The sequence below is a fragment of the Methylobacterium carpenticola genome, from assembly GCF_042748905.1.
GTDB classification, from domain to species: Bacteria; Pseudomonadota; Alphaproteobacteria; order Rhizobiales; family Beijerinckiaceae; genus Methylobacterium; species Methylobacterium carpenticola.
In genome coordinates, this window is record NZ_JBHZEO010000001.1 from 6351977 (window position 1) to 6370222 (window position 18246).

Here is an 18246-nt window from a genome sequence, read left to right on the forward strand (position 1 = left end):
CCGCCATCGATTCGAAGCCCGTCCAACGCCAAATTCAGGGCTACGCCCTGCGAGAGCGGCAGCGGCTCTCCACTCCGCGAGAGCCTGCCGAAGCGACGGCCAAGCTCCCCCGAGGCGACATTGCGGCCCGCGCGCGACGACCGGGCCCGCTTCGGACACCTCGTCAGCCCTCCGGTCCGGGGATCCGCGGCCGGCGACGGCGAACGGATCGCGCCGACACCGCACCCGGACGGCGCAGCCTCGCGTTTTCGTGACTCCCCCTTTTTCGCAGCGCGCTGCCGACCTCGCGTGCGTTGCCGCACTCCGATACTTGGGGGATAGTCTTAGAACTTGCGAAACCAAGCGGGCAGCCGCTTCCGGACTTGGCGCAGCGCGGCAAAACTTTTTGTTGTCCGCCACCGCCCAGCCTGGAACTGTTCAGCTCGCCGCCGGTTCCTCCTGTATCCTGTATGCGTGTGCGTATCCCCATCAGCCACGGGCGTTCCGCCCGGGGGACCATCATGCCCGATTTCGACGCCCGCCATCTCGACGACGCCGACGCTCTCGCCCGCCTCGCCGAGATCCTTCATCCGACCAAGACCCTGCGCACGCAGGCGAAGACCCGTGGCCGCCGCCGGGTGCGCGAGGGGCTGAGCGACATCAAGCCCGCGCCGAAATCCGACGAGGCCGCCTGAAGCGCCACGTGCCGATCGGGGTCGCCGGTTCGGCGGCGGCGATGCTGCGGGACGGACAGCCGAGCAGAGCGGCCTTGAAGCAGGTTTGCTTCGAACCTCACCACATCTGCGAGGTGATCAGGCCGCTTTTCGTCACCACGACCCAGGTCTTGCCCCGGCGCTCGATCGTCTCGACCCGCCCGATCCCCGGAACGGTGTCGCCCGGCCCGACCTCGACCAAGCGGCGGTTGCGATTCTCGATCATCGCCACGCCGTCGTAGACGTCGCGCAGCACCCAGCTGTCCACCACGGCCGGCGCGGGCTTCGCCGCCGGCTTGTCGGGCAGGCTGCCGGTCAGGGCCGGCTCCGCCGAAGCCGTCTTCGCGACCGCCGCGGTGGGGGCCGCAGGAGCGGCGGGCGCCGCCGCGGCGTGCTGGCGTCCGATCGTCTCGCCGAGGGCCGCCAGACGCGCGGATTGCTCGCGGTCGAGATGATCGAGCTTCTCGGTCAGGGCCGCGAGCTTGGTGCCCGCGTCGCCGCCGAGCTTGGCCACGCGATCGATGCGCTCCGCGAGCTGGCCGAACCGGGCGCCGCTCTCGGTCCGCGCCCTCTCGGCGGCCTCGTGCGCCTCGCCCGAGCGATCCTTGAGCAGCTTGAGATCCGCGGCGAGGCGGGCGGATTCGGCGGCCTGCGCGTCGAGGCGCGTGGCGAGCTTGCGCCATTCCGTCTGGCCGATCGCGGCGCGATGGACCTGGGCGCCCCGCGTGAGCAGGGCGACGGAGGCGCCGCCGAACAGCGAACCGATGCAGAGGCCGCCGAGCAGCGCCACCGCGATCGGCAGGCGCAGCTTGAGGCGGAAACCCGGTGCCTTCGGGCGCGCGGCCTTGGCGCTCGTCACCGCCTCCCTGAGGCTCGCCTCCGCGGAGGCCGCCGTGCCGGGCGCGGACCCGGCCTGTTCCTTGCCGTCGCTCATGACGCAAAAGCCTCCCAACTCATCAGGAAGCTTTTGGTTAAGGATGTTTGTTTACCGAATGGTTAGCGGCCGCTTAAGCCGCGAGCAGCCCGCGCTTGCGCAGGAGCGGCTCGATGCTCGGCAACCGGCCCCGGAAGGCCGTGTAGGCGCTGCGGGCGTCGCGCAGGTTCCCCGCCCCGTAGACGTAGGCGCGCAGGCGGCGCGCCGTCTCGGGGTCGAAGATGTCGCCCGTCTCCCGGAACGCATCGAAGGCGTCCGCATCCAGCACCTCGGACCAGAGGTAGGAATAATAGCCGGCCGCGTAGCCTTCGCCCGCGAAGATGTGGGCGAAGTGGGGCGAGCGGTGGCGCATGCTGATCTCCGCCGGCATGTCGATCCGGCGCAGGGCCTCCGCCTCGAACCCGTCGATGGCGATCCCCTCTTCGGCCAGGGGCGAGAGGTGCAGGTCGAGATCGACGATCGCCGAGGCGGTGTATTCCACCGTGGCGAAACCCTGGTTGAAGGTGCGGGCCGCGAGCAGCCGCTGGAGCAGCGCCTCCGGCATCGGCTCGCCGGTGCGGTAATGCCGGGCATGGGCCCGCAGCACCGCCGGCTGCTCCAGCCAATGCTCGTAGAGCTGCGAGGGCAGCTCGACGAAATCCCCCGCCACCGCGGTGCCCGCGAGCAGCGGATAGGTCACGTCCGACAACAGCCCGTGCAGGGCGTGGCCGAATTCGTGGAACAGGGTGCGGGCATCGTCGAAGGAGAGGAGCGCCGGCTCGCCCTCGCCGCCCTTGGCGAAGTTCATCACGTTGACGATGATCGGCGTGACCTCGCCCGTGAGCCGCTCCTGCGAGCGGAAGGCGCTCATCCAGGCGCCGGAGCGCTTGCTCGGCCGCGCGAAGTAATCGCCGAGGAACAGGCCGATGACCGTTCCGTCGCGGTCCTTCACCGCCCAGGCCCGCACGTCCGGGTGGTAGCGCGGGACGTCCGCGAGTTCCTCGAAGGCGAGGCCGAACAGACGCGAGGCGGTGTCGAAGCTCGCCGCGATCACCCCGTCGAGGGGCAGGTACGGCTTGATCTCGCCCTCGTCGAGGTCGTGCTCGGCCCGGCGCAGCTTCTCGGCGTAGTGGCGCCAGTCCCAGGCGGCGAGGTCGAAATTCCCGCCCTCCTGGCGGATCAGGGCCTGCAACCGGTCGCGCTCGTCCGCCGCCCGCGCGCGGGCCGGCGTCCAGACGTCGCGCAGGAGTTGCATGGCGGCGTCCGGCGAGCCCGCCATCGTGTCGGCGAGCTTGAAATCCGCGAAGGTCTCGTAGCCGAGGAGCCGCGCCCGCTCGGCCCGCAATTGCAGGGTCTCGGCGATGATCGCCCGGTTGTCGGTCTCGCCCCCGTTCTCGCCCCGGCGGGTCCAGGCCGTGTAGGCGCGCTCGCGCAGGTCGCGGCGCGTCGAGAAGACCAGGAAGGGCTCGATCAGCGAGCGCGCGAGCGTGACGATGTGGCCGTCGAGTCCCCGCTCCGCGGCCGCCCGCGCCGCGGCCGCCCGCAGGAAGGGCGGCAGGCCGGCGAGATCCTCCTCGGTCTCGAGGGGCAGCACGAAGCTGCTCTCGTCGGCGAGCAGGTTCTGCGAGAAGCGGGTGCCGAGTTCGGCGAGCCGCGCCGCGATGGCGGCCATGCGCTCCTTGGCGGCCGGATCGAGATCCGCCCCCGCCCGGCGGAACAGGGTGCGGTAGCGGTCGAGGACGCGGGCCTCCTCCTCCGTCAGGCCACCCGCACCGATCGCGGTCACGCGGGCCCAGAGCGCGCCGTTGAGGAACAGCGCGCTGCGGTGCCGGGCGAGGCGCGGCGCCATGATGCGCTCGACGGCCTGGAGTTCGGGATTGGTGTGGCTGCCCGCGATGTTGAAGAACACGCCGCTGACGCGCTTGAGCGCCTGGCCCGAGCGCTCCAGCGCCGCGATGGTGTTGGCGAAGGTCGGCGGCTCCGGATCGTCCGCGATGGCGGCGATCTCGGCCCCGTGCGCGGCGAGCGCCGCCGCGAAGGCCGGCTCGTAATGCGCGGGCAGGATCCGCTCGAAGGGCGGCAGGCCGTGGGGCGTCGTCCAGACCGGCTCCGCGAGCGGGTTGTCCGGGAGTGTCGCCGTCGTGCCAGCCATGCGCGTCGATCCTGTGCGGGTGATGCCGTCGCGCGACGATAGAGGGCGCAGGATCCGGCGCAACCCGCCGCGAGGCCGCGTCTGGCCGCGGCGCGGAACGGTCACGCTCGCGAACCGTTGAGGTCGGCTTCCCGGACGCATCCGGCGGGGCCCGGGGGAGCCTCCAGGCAGCGGGGCAGATCGTGGCACATCGTCTCTTCCTCGCCGTCCTCCTCCTCGCCGGGCCGGCCCTCGCGCAGGCACCGCCCGTGCCGCTGCCGCCGCCGCGGCCCGACACCGCGCCTCCGGTGACGGAGCCCGCTCCGGCCCCGCCTCCGGCCGAGCCCGCTCCCCTGCCGCCCGAGCGGCCCGCCGACCTGCCCGCGGGTCCGGCCGCCCCCGTGATCCCCGACGACACCGCCTGCCTGCGCCGGCTGGAGCGGCTCGGGGTGAAGGCCGAGCCGCTGCCGCCCCTCTCGGACGGGCTCTGCGGCGCGCAGAAACCGCTGCGGATCACCGAATTGCCGGACGGGCTCCAGGTGACGCCCGCCGCCACCCTCACCTGCCCGGCCGCCGAGGCCCTGGCGCGGTGGAGCACGGAGGTGCGGGTGCTCGCCGAGCGCGGTCTCGGCCGTGCGCCCCGCATCGTGCGCATCGCCACGTCCTACGAGTGCCGCGGCCAGAACCACGACCCGGACGCCAAGCTGAGCGAGCATGCCTTCGCGAACGGCGTCGATGTGATGGGCTTCACCTTCGAGGGCCGCGAGCCGGTGACGATCGGCGCGGGCGCCGCCGGCACGCCCGAATTCGCCTTCCAGGCGGCCGTGCGGGCGAAGGCCTGCACCTTCTTCCGCACGGTACTGGGCCCCGGATCGGACGCGGCCCATGGCAACCACCTCCACCTCGACGAGCGCGAGCGGCCGGCCGGGCACCGCCTCTGCCAATAACGTGGAACGAAAGCCGTCCCGGCGGCTTGAGGCGGGCGCGATGGCGGAGGCGAACGATGCGACGGGTTTTGTGCGGAATGGCGGCGCTGGTCATGCTGGCCGGAGCCGCGGCTGCGGCCGAGACGGCCCTCGACCGCGACACCGTCAACGCGGCGCGCTTCGAGCCCGGCCGCAAGCCGGCCACCAAGGACGGAAGCAAGCGGCCCGATCCCCTGCTGATCAAGGCGCAGGTGCTCCTCGACCGGGCCCGCTTCTCGCCGGGCGTCATCGACGGGCGCGACGGCAGCAATTTCGACGGCGCGCTCAAGGCCTTCGCCGAGGCCCGGGACGAGGGCAAGGGCAAGACGGCGACGGGCCGGCTCGACGGCGCGCTCTGGGACGCGCTGGCGGGCACGAGCCAGGATCCGGTGCTCACGGATTACACGATCACCGAGAAGGACGCGGCCGGCCCCTTCGCGGAGACGATCCCCGACAAGATGGAGGAGCAGGCCGACCTCAAGGCCCTGTCCTACACGGGCCCGGCCGAGATGCTCGCCGAGCGCTTCCACATGAGCCGCGCGCTGCTCGAGGCCCTGAATCCCGGCAAGGCCCTCGACAAGCCCGGCACGGTGATCACCGTGGCGGCCCTGCCTCCGATGAGCGTGGGCAAGCCGGATGCCAAGAGCCTCCCCGAGGAGCCGAAGGTCCAGCGGATCGTCGTCGACAAGGAAGCGCTCCAGCTGCGGGCCTATGCGGGCGACGGCACCCTCGTGGCGGTCTATCCGGCCTCCGTCGGCAGCGAGGAGAAGCCCGCGCCGGAGGGCACCTTCACCGTGAAGGGCATCGCCTTCGACCCGGACTACACCTACGACCCGAAATACGGCTTCAAGGGGGTGGGGGCGAAGCACAAGTTCACCATCCGGCCCGGCCCCAACAATCCGGTCGGCGTCGTCTGGATCGACCTCTCGGCGGAATCCTACGGCATCCACGGCACGCCGGATCCGGAGAAGGTCGGCAAGGCGGCCTCGCATGGCTGCATCCGCCTGACCAACTGGGACGCCCGCGACCTCGCCCGTCACGTGGCCCGGGGCGCGACCGTCGAGATCGGCGGTTGAGCCGAACCGCCGCCCGGGCGCAGGACGCGTGAGCGGAACGCGACCCGGGGGATCCCAGGCAGGACGCTGGTCGCACCGTCAGGTCCGTGGCGAGCCTGGCTGACTGCTCGTGGCGCTCCCAGGCGTCACATAGTCCCTCATACGGTTTCCGGATGATCGCTTCGCGATGCGGAAACCGGCCTCGCTCAGGCGCCGCGCGGGCTCGTGATACGGTTTCCGAAAGTGATCGTCCGGAAACCGTATCACCCGTGTCCTCATCCTCAGGGCGCGGGTGGGATGGACGGCCAACGCTCACGGAGGATCCTCCGGCCGCCGCAGGGCCGCCATGAGCGCGAGAACGACGGCGTCGGACAGGAAGGCGAGCGCGGCCGCGGCCGCGCCCCCCTGCAGCAGCGGCAGGCCGTTCTGGTTCTGCAACCCGACCACGATCGGCGTACCGAGAGTCGGCGCGCCGGCGAGGGCGCCGACCGCGGCGGTCGCCACCGCCAGCACCATCACCACCCGCAGGGCGGCGAGGATCGGGCCTGCCGCGAGGGGGAGGTCCACGCGCCAGAACACCTGCGCGGGCGTCAGGCCCATGGCGGTCGCGGCGGCGCGCACTTCTTCCGGCACGGTCTCCAGGGCGTCGCTGGTGGCGCGCAGCACCGGCATCAGCCCGTAGGCGGCGAGCGCCAGCAGCGTCGGCGGCGCCCCGAAGCCGAGCACCGGCAGCGCGAGCCCGATCACCGCGACCGGCGGCGCGGCCTGGGCGGCGGCGGCGAGCGCGTCGATCGGCCCCCGCAGCCGTCCCCCGCCCGCCCGGGCGGCGAGAACGCCGAGCCCCAGGCCGAGGCCGCCCGCGAGCGCGAAGCCCGCGAGCGCGAGGAGCAGGTGGTGCTCGGCGAGCCAGAGCAGCCGGTCGACCGGCACCGGCGCGCCCGCCGACAGACCGACCCATCCGGCGATGCGCCCGGCAACGATCGGATGCGCCGCCCCGGCGAGAAGAAGTCCGGCCGCCGCGCTGCCGAGGGCGGGTGACCAGCGCGGGCTCATGCGGCACCTCCCGCGCGGGAGCCGAGGGCCGCGAGGCCGCGATCGGCCGCCAGCGAGAGGGCGATCACCGGCGCGGCGCCGAGCACGATCAGGTCCGGCGCGAACTGCGCCATCCCGTCGAAGACCACCGCGCCGAGCCCGCCCGCGCCGACGAGGCCGCCGAGCGTCACCAGCCCGATGCTCTGCACCGCCCCGACCCGGACGCCGCCGAGGAGGATCGGCGCGCCGAGCGGAAGGCGCACCCGCAGCAGCACCTGCGCGGGGGTGAGGCCCAGGGCGCGCGCGGTCTCGACGACGGTCGGATCCGCGGCGGAGAGGCCGGCCGCGAGGCTGCGGACCAGCGGCAGGGCGAGATAGGCGGCGGTGCCGATGACGGCCGGGGTCGGGCCGATCGCCCCGAGGCCGATGACCCGCAGACCGGGCAGGAGCGCGAGCAGGCCCGAGAGCAGCGAGACCAGGGCGGCGAAGAGCGCCAGCGCCGGCACGACCTGGATCCCGTTGAGCGCCGCATCGATCAGGCGCGCGGCGAACCCCCGGCGCAGGTGGAGCAGGGCGAGCGGGACGCTCGCCACGGCGGCGAGCGCCAGCGCGCCCCCGGCGAGCGCGAGATGGTCGAGGATGGCGGTATTCACCGTCCCTGCCCGGGCCCGGTACTCCACCACCAGGGAGAGGGAATCGAACAGCCCGAGCCGGACCGCCGCCGCGAGGGCGAGCCCGGATGCGACGAGCGCCAGCGCACCGGCCGCGTGCAGGAATGCCGCCGCCCGCGCGGCGACGACGCCGAGCGCCAAGCCGGCGATCCAGGCGCCCGCTCCCAGCGAGGCCCGCGCCGCCGCCGGCTGCCCGGCGACGAGCGCGGCGGTTCCGAGCCCCACGCCGACGCTCAGGACGGCGAGGCCCGCGAGCGCGGCGGCGAGCGCCAAAGCCGCGTGGCGGCGCCAGAGCAGCCCCGCGGCGAGGAAGCCAAGGGGTGCGGCGATGCCGGCCCAGCCGGCGGCGGCCGGCGCGCCCGGCACCAGCCGGTTCGGCGCCAGGGTCAGGAAGGGCAGCCCCGCGAGCGCCGCCGCCGCGCAGGACGCCGCCGCGAGGGCGAGGAGCGGGAGCGATCGTCGGTCCTGGGCAGCGGGCATCGTGCCGGCCTCACCCGAGATGGCGCCGCGCCACCGCCTCGGGGGTCTCGCCCTCGACGGTGATCGCCGCGTTGAGGCGGCGCAGGATCGCCAGATCGAGCCCGGCGAAGACCCGGTCGAGGGCCGGTGCGATGGCGGGATAGCGCGCCAGGGCGGCGTTGCGGAAGAGCGGCGCGGGCTCGTAGATGATCTGGGCGCCCTTCGGATCGGCCATCACCACCACGTCCAAGGCGGTGATGGCTCCATCGGTGCCGTAGACCATCCCCGCATTGATCCCGCTGATGCCCTGGGCGGCGGCGCGCAGGGTGACTGAGGTATCACCGCCGGGCAAGGTGACGATGCGCTCCCGCGGCAGGACGAAGCCGTAGGCCCGCTCGTAGGCGGGCAGCGCCGCCGGGCTCTCCACGAACTCGGCCGAGGCGGCGAGTTCGATCAGCCCGCGGCCCACGGCCCGGGCGAAGTCGTCCATGCTAGCGAGGCCCTCCGCCCGGGCGAGGCTGCCGCGCACGGCGATCTGCCAGGAATTGTTGGCCCGGGCGGGCGTGAGCCACGTCAGCCCGTGCGGGGCGTCGAAGCGTCGCGCCGCGGCGGCGGCGCTCGGCGCGCGGGTCCAGGCCGGGTCGGTCTCCGTCCCGGAGAAGAACGCCGCATTGCCGGTATATTCCGGGTAGCCGTCGATCTCGCCCGCGAGGAGCGCGGTGCGGACGATCCGCGTCGGGCCGAGCTGCAGCCGGTTCACGGTCGGAATGCCCAGGCGGCCCAGCGTCTGGAGGATCATCTGGCCGAGCAGCGTGCCTTCCGCATCACCCTTCGAGGCCACGGTGACGGGCGTCTCCGCGGCACCCGCCGCCCGCCCGCCGAGAGCCGCCGCGGCGGCGCCGAGAAGCAGGCCGCGGCGGGCCGGCATGATGGGCCGGAAGAAGGGTGCGGGCGGTGTTTTCATCCGGTCATCCGCGCGACTTGAAGCGACGGGAGATCGACTGCGGCGACGCTTGACATAGGCCCCGTTCCGGGCGACGCCTCAACGGCCGCCGCGGTGCGCGGGGGCATGGTTCCGCGGCAAGCGCGGGCACGCGGATACGCCGCCCGGCGGTCGCGGGTGATCCAGACCATCCGCAGGATGACAGCGTGGCCTCGATGCGAGGCGTTGAGGAAAGAGCCTCCGGCGTGAGCACGGAAACAAGCGACCAGATTCTGAATGGGGCCCGCGTTCTCGTCGTCGAGGACGAAGCGGCCATCTCGATGCTCCTGGAGGACATGCTCCTCGATTTCGGCTGCGATATCGTGGGCCCGGCCGCCCGGCTGAGCACGGCTCTCGAAATGGCCGAGAAGGAGAGCTTCGCGGTCGCGATCCTCGACGTCAACGTGGCGGGCGAGCCGATCTATCCCGTTGCCGAGGCGGTGGTGCGCCGCGGGCTGCCGATCGTCTTCTCGACGGGCTATGGCGGAGCCGGCATCCGCGAGCCGTTCCGCGACCGGCCCGTGGTGCAGAAGCCCTTCAGCCAGCAGGACCTCAAGCGCACCCTGATCGCGGCGATCCAAGGCAGCCGGGGCTGAGCGCAGCCCCCTCCTCGCCGGGCTCGCCGTCCGGCGTCGTCGCCGCCTCGACGCGCCGCTTGAAGGCTCCCCACGCCATCAGGGTGCAGCCGCAGCCATCGCACTGAATCGGCGCGTCGTCGTGCAGCACGGCCGGGAACCGCACCGCCGGGCTGCCGCAGGCCTCGCAGCCGAACCCACTCCGCATGATGTCCTCCGGACGGTTCCGGGCAAAACCGTAGCCATGCTGCGCTGCACGGAACATGAACGGTGCGGGATGGTTTGCCAACTGGCCTCAGGGCATCTCAAGCTCGAAAGCCGAGACGAGGTGGCGCGGCCAGCGCCGCGGCGCCACGAAGACCGCATCGGCCCGCAGGGTGAGGCCGGCGCTCCAGGGATGCCGGCCGATCCAGGCGCGTGCGGCGCGCGAGAAGGCGCGGCGCTTGCGCGCGTCGATCGCGATCGCCGCCTGATCGAGGGTCGGGCGGGCCTTCACCTCCACGAAGGCGACGACGTTGCCGCGCCGCACAACGAGATCGATCTCGCCGCCCCCCGCCGCGAAGCGCCGGGCGAGCGGCCGGTAGCCCTTCAGGAGAAGCGCCAGCAGCGCCAGCCGCTCGGCCCCGTGCCCGCGCAGGTAGGTCGCCCGGCGGCGGCGCGCCGCCGCATCCTCAGGTCTCGTCATCGGCGCGCCGCGTGAGGGCGAGCGCGCGGGCATAGACGTCGCGGCGCTTCTGGCCGGTCTCGTCGGCGACGAGCGCCGCCGCATCCTTGATCGAGTGGCGGGCGAGGGCCGCGAGGAGCCGCGCGTCGAGTTCGGCATCCGCCTCCGGGCCGGGCGCGCCCTCGACGGCGGCGCCGATCACCACCACCACCTCGCCCTTGGGCGGGCCGGAGGCCGCGAATTCCGCCGCGAGGGCGGCGAGGTCGCCGCGCCGCACGGTCTCGAACAGCTTGGTGAGTTCCCGGGCCACCGCGGCGGGGCGCTCGCCGCCCAGGGTCTCGGCCGCATCGGCCAGCATCTCGGGCAGCCGGTGCGGAGCCTCGAACAGCACGAGGGTGCCGGGCACCCCCGCCAGCGCCGCGAGGCGGTTGCGCCGCGCCCCCGCCTTCTGCGGCAGGAAGCCCTCGAAGAAGAACCGGTCCGTCGGCAGGCCCGCCGCCATGAGCGCCGTGATCGCGGCGGAGGGGCCGGGCACCGGGGTGACGGCGAGCCCGGCGGCGATGGCCGCCTGCACGAGCTTGAAACCGGGATCGGAGACGAGCGGCGTGCCGGCATCGGAGACGAGGGCGAGCGCCTCGCCGGCCCGCATGCGCGCCACCATGCGCTCCCGGACCGACTCGCCCGAATGCTCGTGATAGGACAGGAGCGGCGTGGTGATGCCGTAATGCGCGAGCAGCGTGCGGGTGACGCGGGTATCCTCCGCCAGAACCGCATCCGCCGCCGCGAGGGTGCCGAGCGCCCGGAAGGTCACGTCCTTCAGGTTGCCGATCGGGGTCGCCACCACGTGCAGCCCCGGGCTCAGCCGCTCGGCCTCGGCGGCGAGGCCGAAGGCGGTGAACACCGCCGGCCCTCGGCCGGGTGCGTCGGAACGGCGGGCGGAATCGTCGGCGCGGTCGCTCATGGCCGGTATCTCGCACGATTGCGGCCCCGCTGACCATGGGGATCACCCGGCCCGCGACCCTCGTCATCCTTCACGGCGCGATGTGCGATCGTTACCATGCGCCGGGGAGACCAGATGCGGCCGGCCGATCGCCGGTGCTGCGGCGGGGGAGCGGGGGCGATGGCGGCGATGCGCACGGGGCGACTGATCGCGAGCCTTGCGCTCGCCCTCGGCTTGGCGTCCTGCGGCCGCGGGGTCAGTCCGGTGATGGCGACCCGGCCGGTGGCGGAGGCTCCGCCTCCGGCGGCCGGCGATGCCGCGGCGATCGGGTCGGGCACCGTCAAGGTGGCGCTGATCCTGCCGCTCACCGGGCCCGGCGCCACCGCGGGCGCGGCCATGCGCAACGCCGCCGACCTCGCCGTGCAGGAATTCCAGAATCCCGACCTGAAGCTCCTGGTGAAGGACGACCGCGGCACGCCCGACGGCGCCCGCGAGGCGGCCGCGGCGGCCGTCGCCGAGGGCGCCGAGCTGGTGATCGGCCCCCTGTTCGCCGGCAGCGTGCAGGCGGCCGCTGCGACCGCGCGCAGCGCCGGCAAGCCGGTGATCGCCTTCTCGACGGATGCCAGCGTGGCCGCGCGGGGCGTCTACCTGCTGAGCTTCCTGCCACAGCCCGAGGTCGACCGCGTCGTCGACGAGCTGGCCGCGGCGGGCCGGCGCTCCTTCGCGGCGCTGATCCCCGAGACGACCTACGGCACCGTGGTCGAGGCGCAGTTCCGCGAGGCCGTCGCCCGCAAGGGCGGGCGCGTGGTCGCCCTGGAACGCTATCCGGCCGGAAACCCGGCGGCGGCGGTCGGGCGGCTCGCGCCGCTCATCACCGGACCGGGCGCCCAGGCCGACGCCCTCTTCCTGCCCGACACGCCCGAGGGCCTGTCCGGCACGGCGGGCGCGCTGACCCGCGCGGGCTTCAATCCGGCCCGGGTCCGACCGGTCGGCACCGCGATCTGGAACGACCCGCGCGTCTTCGCGCTGCCGGCCCTCCAGGGCGGCTGGTTCGCCACCGTCGATCCGGCCGGCTACGCCAATTTCGCGCAGCGCTACCGGGCGCGGTACGGAGCCGAGCCGGTGCGGGTGGCCTCGCTCGCCTACGACGCGGTGTCGCTCGCCGCCGCGCTCAACCGGCAATACGGGTCGCAGCGCTTCAGCGAGACGACGCTCACCAATCCCTCCGGCTTCGCGGGGATCGACGGCACCTTCCGGTTCAGGACCGAGGGATCGAGCGAGCGGGCGCTCGCCGTGTTCGAGATCCGCAACGGCAGCACCACCATCGTCAGCCCCGCCCCGCGGGCGCTCGGGCCATCGGGGACGTAGCGCCCGGGATGGAACGGCGGAAACGCCGGTCAGGCGGCGAGTTCGGCCACCAGGGCGTTCAGCACCGGGGCGCCCTTCGGGGTCGCGGCGATCCGGCCGGCTTGCGTCACCCGCACCAGCCCTTCCCGTACCAGCCCGCCGAGCCGCTCCGGATCGACCGGCCGGCCGGACAGGGCCGCGAAGCGCGCGGGATCGATGCCTTCCGTCAGGCGCAGGCCCATCAGCAGGAACTCGTCCCCCTCTTCCGCCGGACCGAGCGGCTCCGTCGCCACGATGCCGTGCCCCTCGCGGGCGACCCGGGCGAGCCACGCCTCCGGCGCGCGCTCCGTCACCGTCCCGGTGCGGCCCTCCGGCAGGACGAGTCGGCCATGGGCGCCGGGGCCGATGCCCGCATATTCACCGTAGCGCCAATAGAGCAGGTTGTGCCGGGATTCGGCGCCCGGCCGGGCATGGTTCGAGATCTCGTAGGCCGGCAGGCCCGCCCCCGCGCAGACCTCCTGCGTCACGTCGAACAGCGCCCGGGCCGTGTCCTCGTCCGGCGTGACGAGCTTGCCCGCCGCCGCAAGGCCGTGGAACGGCGTGCCCTCCTCGATCGTCAGCTGATAGAGCGAGAGATGCTCGGCCGCCCGGGCGATCGCCTCGCGCAGCTCGGCCGCCCAGGCGGCGGGCGTCTGCCCGGGCCGGGCGTAGATCAGGTCGAAGGAGGTGCGCGCGAAGTGGCGCGCGGCGGTCTCCACCGCGATCATCGCCTCCGCGGCGCTGTGCAGCCGGCCGAGGCGCTTGAGCGAGGCGTCGTCGAGCGCCTGCACGCCGAGGGAGACCCGGTTGACGCCCGCCAGCCGGTAGCCGCGGAACCGCTCGGCCTCGACGCTCGTCGGATTGGCTTCGAGGGTGATCTCGATGTCGGGCGCGAGGCCCCAGGCCCCCGCCACCGCGTCGAGGAGCGCGCCGACCGTCGCGGGCTGCATCAGGGACGGCGTGCCGCCCCCGAGGAAGATGCTGGTCACCGTGCGGCCGGGCGTGAGGCCGGCGACATGCGCGATCTCGCGCGCGAAGGCCTCGCGCCACGCCGTCTCGTCGGGCGGCGCGTGGCGCACGTGGCTGTTGAAGTCGCAATACGGGCACTTCGCCGCGCAGAACGGCCAGTGCAGGTAGACCCCGAAACCGACGTCTCGGGTGGGATGATCGATCATGGGCCGGATGTGCCGCCGCGCAGGCTCCGGCACAAGAGCTCAGGACGTCACGGCCTCATACGGTTTCCGGATGATCGCTTCGCGATGCGGAAACCGGCCTCGCTCAGGCGCCGCGCGGGCTCGTGATCCGGTTTCCGACAGTGATCTTCCGGAAACCGTATCAGAGGGCTGCGGGCTCCGGCACCGGCAGGCCGAACCGCCGCCGGGCCATCAGGCATTCCGGGTCGCCCGGCTCGCAGGTCCGGCAGACCTCGGGCCGCACCGCGTAGACGCGGCAGGCCACCGAGCGGCCGATCTCGCCGGCGAGCGCGCTGCAACGGTCGCCCTCGCAGCGCATGCGCCCAGCCGGGTCGTCCACGAAGGCCGCCGGGATCGCCGCGATCGCCGCGTCGTCCTCGATCGAGAAACGCGGCCACTCGGCCGAGTAGGCGCAGCAGGCCCCGCAGGCCTGACACGCGAAGGGCGCGCTCACTCGACTGGCGGCGGCAGGGCGAGGCGCGCGGCGTTCGCGGCGACGTGCTCGCGGTAGCGGACCAGCACGGCGCCCAGGCTGCCGCCCGCGAGCAGCGTGCCCGAGGCCTCGATGCCGGCGAGCACCTTCTCGCTCACCATCTGGTGCGCCTCGGCGACCGCCGCGACGTCCCAGGCGGCGAGCTTCACGAGGCGTTGCGCGATCACGCCCTGCGCCTCCACGGAGAGCAGGACAGCTTCGACCCAGGTTTCGAACATGCGGGACTCCGGGAACCGCATCGCGCGGCCGACCTCATCAATGCGCCAAGACCTGAAAGGTCCCTTGCCACGCCGGCATGCCTGCCCTGCCTTGACGGCCCCATCATGGCCGCGCGGTCTGCGGCGCGGGCGGCACCGGGCGCGGACGGCCCTCGTCGTCGATCGCCACGAAGGTGAAGGTCGCCTGCGTGACCTTCTCGCGATGCCGGGTGCGGAAGCGCCGCGCCCAGGCCTCGATCGCGATGCGCATGGAGGTGCGGCCGACCTGGATGACCTGCGTGTAGACGCAGAGCACGTCCCCGACCCGGACGGGGCGGATGAAGTTCATCCCCTCGACCGCCACCGTGACGACGCGCCCCTGCGCCCGCTCCACGCCGGCGATGCCGCCCGCCTGATCCATCTGCGACATCACCCAGCCGCCGAAGATGTCGCCGTTCGCGTTGGTGTCCGCCGGCATCGCGATGGTGCGCACGGTGAGGTCGCCGGACGGCTGCTCGGTGGTGGTGTCCGCGGTCGTGGCCATGGATCTCGTCCCCTCCCCTTCACGTCTCCGCGCTCACCATAGCGCGAACCGGAGCCGAGGTGACGCGGCGATATCCACCGCGCATCGGCCATCAGGCCGGCATCGACCGGCCGATCCGCTTCACCTCGACCTCCGGGTGCGAGAGGCAGATCGGGCGCGGTCCCCGCCCGTGAACGACGATCGCATCGGCGACGCAGAGCAGGGCGAACAGACACAGGGAGCGGCGGGCCATGATCGCGAACCTCGAGCATGGCCGGATTGTGATCGGATGGCGGACAGCGGACTGTGACCCACCGCACTCCGACGCGGGAGGCCGCTGCGCTTGCCGCAACGCGCCGTCACCTTGGCTTCACCATGATTCCTCATCCTGTCCGGGCGAGGAGCGGTGCTTGTTGCATAATGGCATCTCGTGTAGAGAGGCGCTTTCCCGACACGCCGACCGTCTTGAAGGAAGGAGCCGCGCATGGCTCGCGTCACCGTTGAAGATTGCATCGACAAGGTCGAGAACCGGTTCGAGCTCGTGCTGCTCGCCGGCCATCGGGCCCGGCTGCTGTCGTCCGGCGCGCCCCTGACCGTCGACCGCGACCGCGACAAGAACCCGGTCGTGGCCCTGCGCGAGATCGCCGACGAGACCATCACCCCGGACGATCTCAAGGAGCAGCTGATCCACTCGCTCCAGAAATACGTCGAGGTCGACGAACCGGAGGCCGAGGCCGTTCCGCTGCTGTCGAGCTCGCCCGCCGCGGCGGCGGTGGCCCCGCAGGCGTCCGGCGGCGACGACCGCGACATCCAGTTCGACCGCATGAGCGAGGAGGACCTGCTCCGCGGCCTGGAGAACCTCGCCCCGCCGACCGAGACCGAGGAAGAGGGCGACTGACGCCGTCATCCCCGGGATGCACAGGACTGAACAGGAACCCGGCCCTTGCGCCGGGTTCTTGCGTTTCGGGCAGGGCTGTTCCGCGGCCTTGCGACGAGAAGGATCTGGCGCGAAGGCGATTTCCCCCCGATAGTCGGGCATCCCCTCAAGCGTCGTCCGCGAGGTCTGCTCGGCTCCCTCTGCGCGACGGCGCGCCTTGGAGAGAGGCTGCGTGTCAGGAGATCACCGGCGGATGATGCGCCAGTACGAACTCGTCGAGCGGGTGAAGGCCTACAATCCAACGGCCGACGAGGCGCTGCTCAACCGGGCCTACGTGTACGCCATGCGGGCGCACGGCTCGCAGATGCGCGCGTCCGGTGACCTGTTCTTCGCGCACCCGCTCGAAGTCGCCGCGATCCTGACCGAGCTGCGCGTCGACGACGCCACCATCGTGGCGGCGGTGCTGCACGACACCGTCGAGGACACGGCCGCGACGCTGGAGGAGATCGACCGCATCTTCACGCCCGAGATCGGCACCCTCGTCGACGGGCTCACCAAGATCAAGCGGCTCGATCTCGTCTCGAAGCAGGCCGCCCAGGGCGAGAACTTCCGCAAGCTGCTGCTCGCCATCGCGGCGGACGTGCGCGTGCTCCTGGTCAAGCTCGCCGACCGGCTGCACAACATGCGCACCCTCCAGCACATGCCGCCGGAGAAGCGCGTCCGCATCGCCCAGGAAACCCTGGACATCTACGCGCCGCTGGCGAGCCGCATGGGCATGCAGGAGATGCGAGAGGAGTTGGAGGATCTCTCCTTCCGCAACCTGAAGCCCGATGTCTACGCGACGATCAGCAAGCGGCTCGACGACCTCACCGCCAAGACCGAGCGCCTCGTCGAGAGCATCGAGCGCGACCTCGTCCAGCGCCTCGCCGCCACCGGCATCACCGCGCTGGTGAAGGGCCGCCAGAAGCGGCCCTACTCCATCTGGAGCAAGATGGAGCGCAAGTCGGTCGCCTTCGAGCAATTGTCCGACATCTTCGGCTTCCGGGTCATCGTGGATGCGGTCGATACCTGCTACCGGGCGCTCGGCGTGGTGCACACGACCTGGCCGATGGTGCCGGGACGCTACAAGGATTACATCTCGACGCCCAAGCAGAACGACTACCGCTCGATCCACACCACGGTGATCGGTCCGAAGAGCCAGCGCGTCGAGTTGCAGATCCGGACGTCCGAGATGGACGAGGTGGCCGAGTACGGCATCGCCGCGCACGCCCTCTACAAGGACGGCTCGCCCCACCTCGCCACCGAGAGCGGCGCCTACCAGTGGCTGCGCCGCACCATCGAACTCCTCGCCGAGGGCGACAGCCCCGAGGAGTTCCTGGAACACACCAAGCTCGAGCTGTTCCAGGACCAGGTCTTCTGCTTCACGCCGAAGGGCCGGCTGATCGCCCTGCCGCGCGGGGCGACGCCGATCGACTTCGCCTACGCGGTCCATACCGAACTCGGCAACGCCGCGGTCGGCGCCAAGATCAACGGCCGCATCGCCCCGCTCCTCACCGAATTGCAGAACGGCGACGAGGTCGAGATCGTGCGCGCGGACGGCCAGACGCCTCCCGCCGCCTGGGAATCCCTCGTCGTCACCGGCAAGGCGCGGGCGGCGATCCGGCGGGCCACCCGCTCGGCGGTGCGGCGGCAATATGCGGGGCTCGGGCGCCAGATCCTCGACCGCGCCTTCGAGCGCGCCGGCAAGAACTTCTCCGACGAGAAGCTGCGCGGCGCCCTCCCCCGCCTCGCCCGCACCTCCGCGGAGGACGTGTTCGCGGCGGTGGGCCGGGGCGAGATGTTCTCCGGCGACGTGGTGAAGGCGGTCTATCCCGACTACAAGGACGAGCGCCGCAGCCAGCCGGCCGCCACCGGGCCGAAGCCGCACGTGAACGGCGCCGGACGCCTCTCCCTCGACAAGGACCAGACCGTGCGCCTCACCTGGCCGGGCAAGGGCCGCGCGGAGGGCGGCGGGGGCGCGATCCCGATCCGCGGCCTCGACCGCGACCTGCCGGTGCGCTTCGCCCCCGAGGGCGGCGCCGTGCCGGGGGACCGCATCGTCGGCATCCTCACCCCCGGCGAGGGCGTGACCATCTACCCGATCCAGTCGCCGGCGCTGGCCGACTTCGACAACGAGCCCGACCGCTGGCTCGACGTGCGCTGGGACGTGGATGGCGGCGCGAACCAGCGCTTCCCGGCCCGCATCGCCCTGCAATCGATCAACGAGCCCGGCAGCTTCGCGCAGATCGCCCAGGTGATCGCCGACCACGATGGCAACATCGACAACATCTCGATGAAGCGGCGCAGCCAGGACTTCACGGACGTGCTGATCGACCTCTCGGTCTGGGACCTGAAGCACCTCAACGCCATCGTCTCGGAATTGCGGGCCAAGCGCGTGGTGAGCCGGGTCGACCGGGTGAACGGATGAGGATCGAGGGACGGGGCCATCGCTGAAGCGA

19 protein-coding genes are annotated in these 18246 nt (G+C 72.7%); 7 read left to right on the plus strand and 12 right to left on the minus strand.

What is annotated here, in order from left to right; all coding sequences use genetic code 11:
- Positions 1 to 500 precede the first annotated feature (500 nt).
- Positions 501 to 674, plus strand: a complete 174-nt coding sequence (locus tag ACE101_RS29405) for a hypothetical protein (protein WP_379137486.1) — start codon at positions 501 to 503, stop codon at positions 672 to 674.
- Positions 675 to 771: 97 nt separating this feature from the next.
- Here ACE101_RS29405 and ACE101_RS29410 read toward each other — a convergent pair whose 3' ends face one another.
- Together ACE101_RS29410 and ACE101_RS29415 are read right to left on the minus strand one after the other, a co-directional pair.
- Entirely contained in the window at positions 772 to 1626 is an 855-nt protein-coding gene (locus ACE101_RS29410; RefSeq protein ID WP_379137489.1) for a hypothetical protein, read from the minus strand.
- A 73-nt stretch (positions 1627 to 1699) separates the two neighbouring features.
- A complete protein-coding gene (locus ACE101_RS29415) occupies positions 1700 to 3757 on the minus strand; it encodes a M3 family metallopeptidase (protein WP_379137492.1) in 2058 nt (685 codons plus the stop codon).
- A gap of 182 nt (positions 3758 to 3939) precedes the next feature.
- Between ACE101_RS29415 and ACE101_RS29420 the strand changes: the two genes are divergently transcribed.
- Entirely contained in the window at positions 3940 to 4683 is a 744-nt protein-coding gene (locus ACE101_RS29420) for an extensin-like domain-containing protein (RefSeq protein ID WP_379137494.1), read from the plus strand.
- 56 nt (positions 4684 to 4739) lie between these two features.
- Positions 4740 to 5777, plus strand: coding sequence for a L,D-transpeptidase family protein (locus ACE101_RS29425; protein WP_379137497.1), 1038 nt, complete (start codon positions 4740 to 4742; stop codon positions 5775 to 5777).
- A 291-nt stretch (positions 5778 to 6068) separates the two neighbouring features.
- Here ACE101_RS29425 and ACE101_RS29430 read toward each other — a convergent pair whose 3' ends face one another.
- Genes ACE101_RS29430 through ACE101_RS29440 form a run of 3 tightly spaced genes read right to left on the minus strand, consistent with a single transcriptional unit; the run spans position 6069 to position 8882 of the window.
- Positions 6069 to 6809, minus strand: a complete 741-nt coding sequence (locus ACE101_RS29430; protein ID WP_379137500.1) for an ABC transporter permease — start codon at positions 6807 to 6809, stop codon at positions 6069 to 6071.
- A complete protein-coding gene (locus ACE101_RS29435; protein WP_379137502.1) occupies positions 6806 to 7939 on the minus strand; it encodes an ABC transporter permease in 1134 nt (377 codons plus the stop codon). The genes ACE101_RS29430 and ACE101_RS29435 overlap by 4 nt, the downstream gene beginning before the upstream one ends.
- A 10-nt stretch (positions 7940 to 7949) precedes the next feature.
- On the minus strand, positions 7950 to 8882 hold the full coding sequence (locus ACE101_RS29440) for a glycine betaine ABC transporter substrate-binding protein (RefSeq protein ID WP_379137505.1): 933 nt from the start codon (positions 8880 to 8882) through the stop codon (positions 7950 to 7952).
- 194 nt (positions 8883 to 9076) lie between these two features.
- Between ACE101_RS29440 and ACE101_RS29445 the strand changes: the two genes are divergently transcribed.
- Positions 9077 to 9496, plus strand: a complete 420-nt coding sequence (locus ACE101_RS29445; RefSeq protein WP_379139029.1) for a response regulator — start codon at positions 9077 to 9079, stop codon at positions 9494 to 9496.
- 274 nt (positions 9497 to 9770) lie between these two features.
- Here the strand turns inward: ACE101_RS29445 and ACE101_RS29450 are convergent, their stop codons facing one another.
- Positions 9771 to 10160 (minus strand): YraN family protein, encoded by a 390-nt coding sequence (locus ACE101_RS29450; RefSeq protein WP_379137508.1) that lies wholly within the window; start codon positions 10158 to 10160, stop codon positions 9771 to 9773.
- Positions 10147 to 11100, minus strand: a complete 954-nt coding sequence (gene rsmI, locus ACE101_RS29455; protein ID WP_379137511.1) for a 16S rRNA (cytidine(1402)-2'-O)-methyltransferase — start codon at positions 11098 to 11100, stop codon at positions 10147 to 10149. Before rsmI ends, ACE101_RS29450 begins: the two co-directional genes overlap by 14 nt.
- Before the next feature lie 159 nt (positions 11101 to 11259).
- Between rsmI and ACE101_RS29460 the strand changes: the two genes are divergently transcribed.
- The gene (locus tag ACE101_RS29460; RefSeq protein WP_379137514.1) at positions 11260 to 12447 is read left to right on the plus strand and encodes a penicillin-binding protein activator; all 1188 of its coding nucleotides are present in this window, start codon (positions 11260 to 11262) and stop codon (positions 12445 to 12447) included.
- Positions 12448 to 12476: 29 nt separating this feature from the next.
- On the opposite strand, the gene hemW is transcribed toward ACE101_RS29460, so the two are convergent.
- From hemW to ACE101_RS29485, 5 genes are all read right to left on the minus strand, one after another.
- The gene (gene hemW, locus ACE101_RS29465) at positions 12477 to 13640 is read right to left on the minus strand and encodes a radical SAM family heme chaperone HemW (protein ID WP_379137517.1); all 1164 of its coding nucleotides are present in this window, start codon (positions 13638 to 13640) and stop codon (positions 12477 to 12479) included.
- A 160-nt stretch (positions 13641 to 13800) separates the two neighbouring features.
- Complete coding sequence (locus ACE101_RS29470; protein WP_379137520.1) at positions 13801 to 14112, minus strand: YkgJ family cysteine cluster protein; 312 nt, start codon at positions 14110 to 14112, stop codon at positions 13801 to 13803.
- Positions 14109 to 14369, minus strand: coding sequence for a hypothetical protein (locus tag ACE101_RS29475; protein WP_379137522.1), 261 nt, complete (start codon positions 14367 to 14369; stop codon positions 14109 to 14111). Before ACE101_RS29475 ends, ACE101_RS29470 begins: the two co-directional genes overlap by 4 nt.
- Before the next feature lie 103 nt (positions 14370 to 14472).
- Positions 14473 to 14892, minus strand: coding sequence for an acyl-CoA thioester hydrolase YciA (yciA, locus tag ACE101_RS29480; protein ID WP_379137524.1), 420 nt, complete (start codon positions 14890 to 14892; stop codon positions 14473 to 14475).
- A gap of 91 nt (positions 14893 to 14983) precedes the next feature.
- Positions 14984 to 15124, minus strand: coding sequence for a hypothetical protein (locus ACE101_RS29485; protein ID WP_379137526.1), 141 nt, complete (start codon positions 15122 to 15124; stop codon positions 14984 to 14986).
- Between the two features lie 231 nt (positions 15125 to 15355).
- Between ACE101_RS29485 and rpoZ the strand changes: the two genes are divergently transcribed.
- A complete protein-coding gene (gene rpoZ / locus ACE101_RS29490; RefSeq protein WP_379137528.1) occupies positions 15356 to 15769 on the plus strand; it encodes a DNA-directed RNA polymerase subunit omega in 414 nt (137 codons plus the stop codon).
- Positions 15770 to 16001: 232 nt separating this feature from the next.
- A complete protein-coding gene (locus ACE101_RS29495) occupies positions 16002 to 18215 on the plus strand; it encodes a RelA/SpoT family protein (RefSeq protein ID WP_379137531.1) in 2214 nt (737 codons plus the stop codon).
- Positions 18216 to 18246 lie beyond the last annotated feature (31 nt).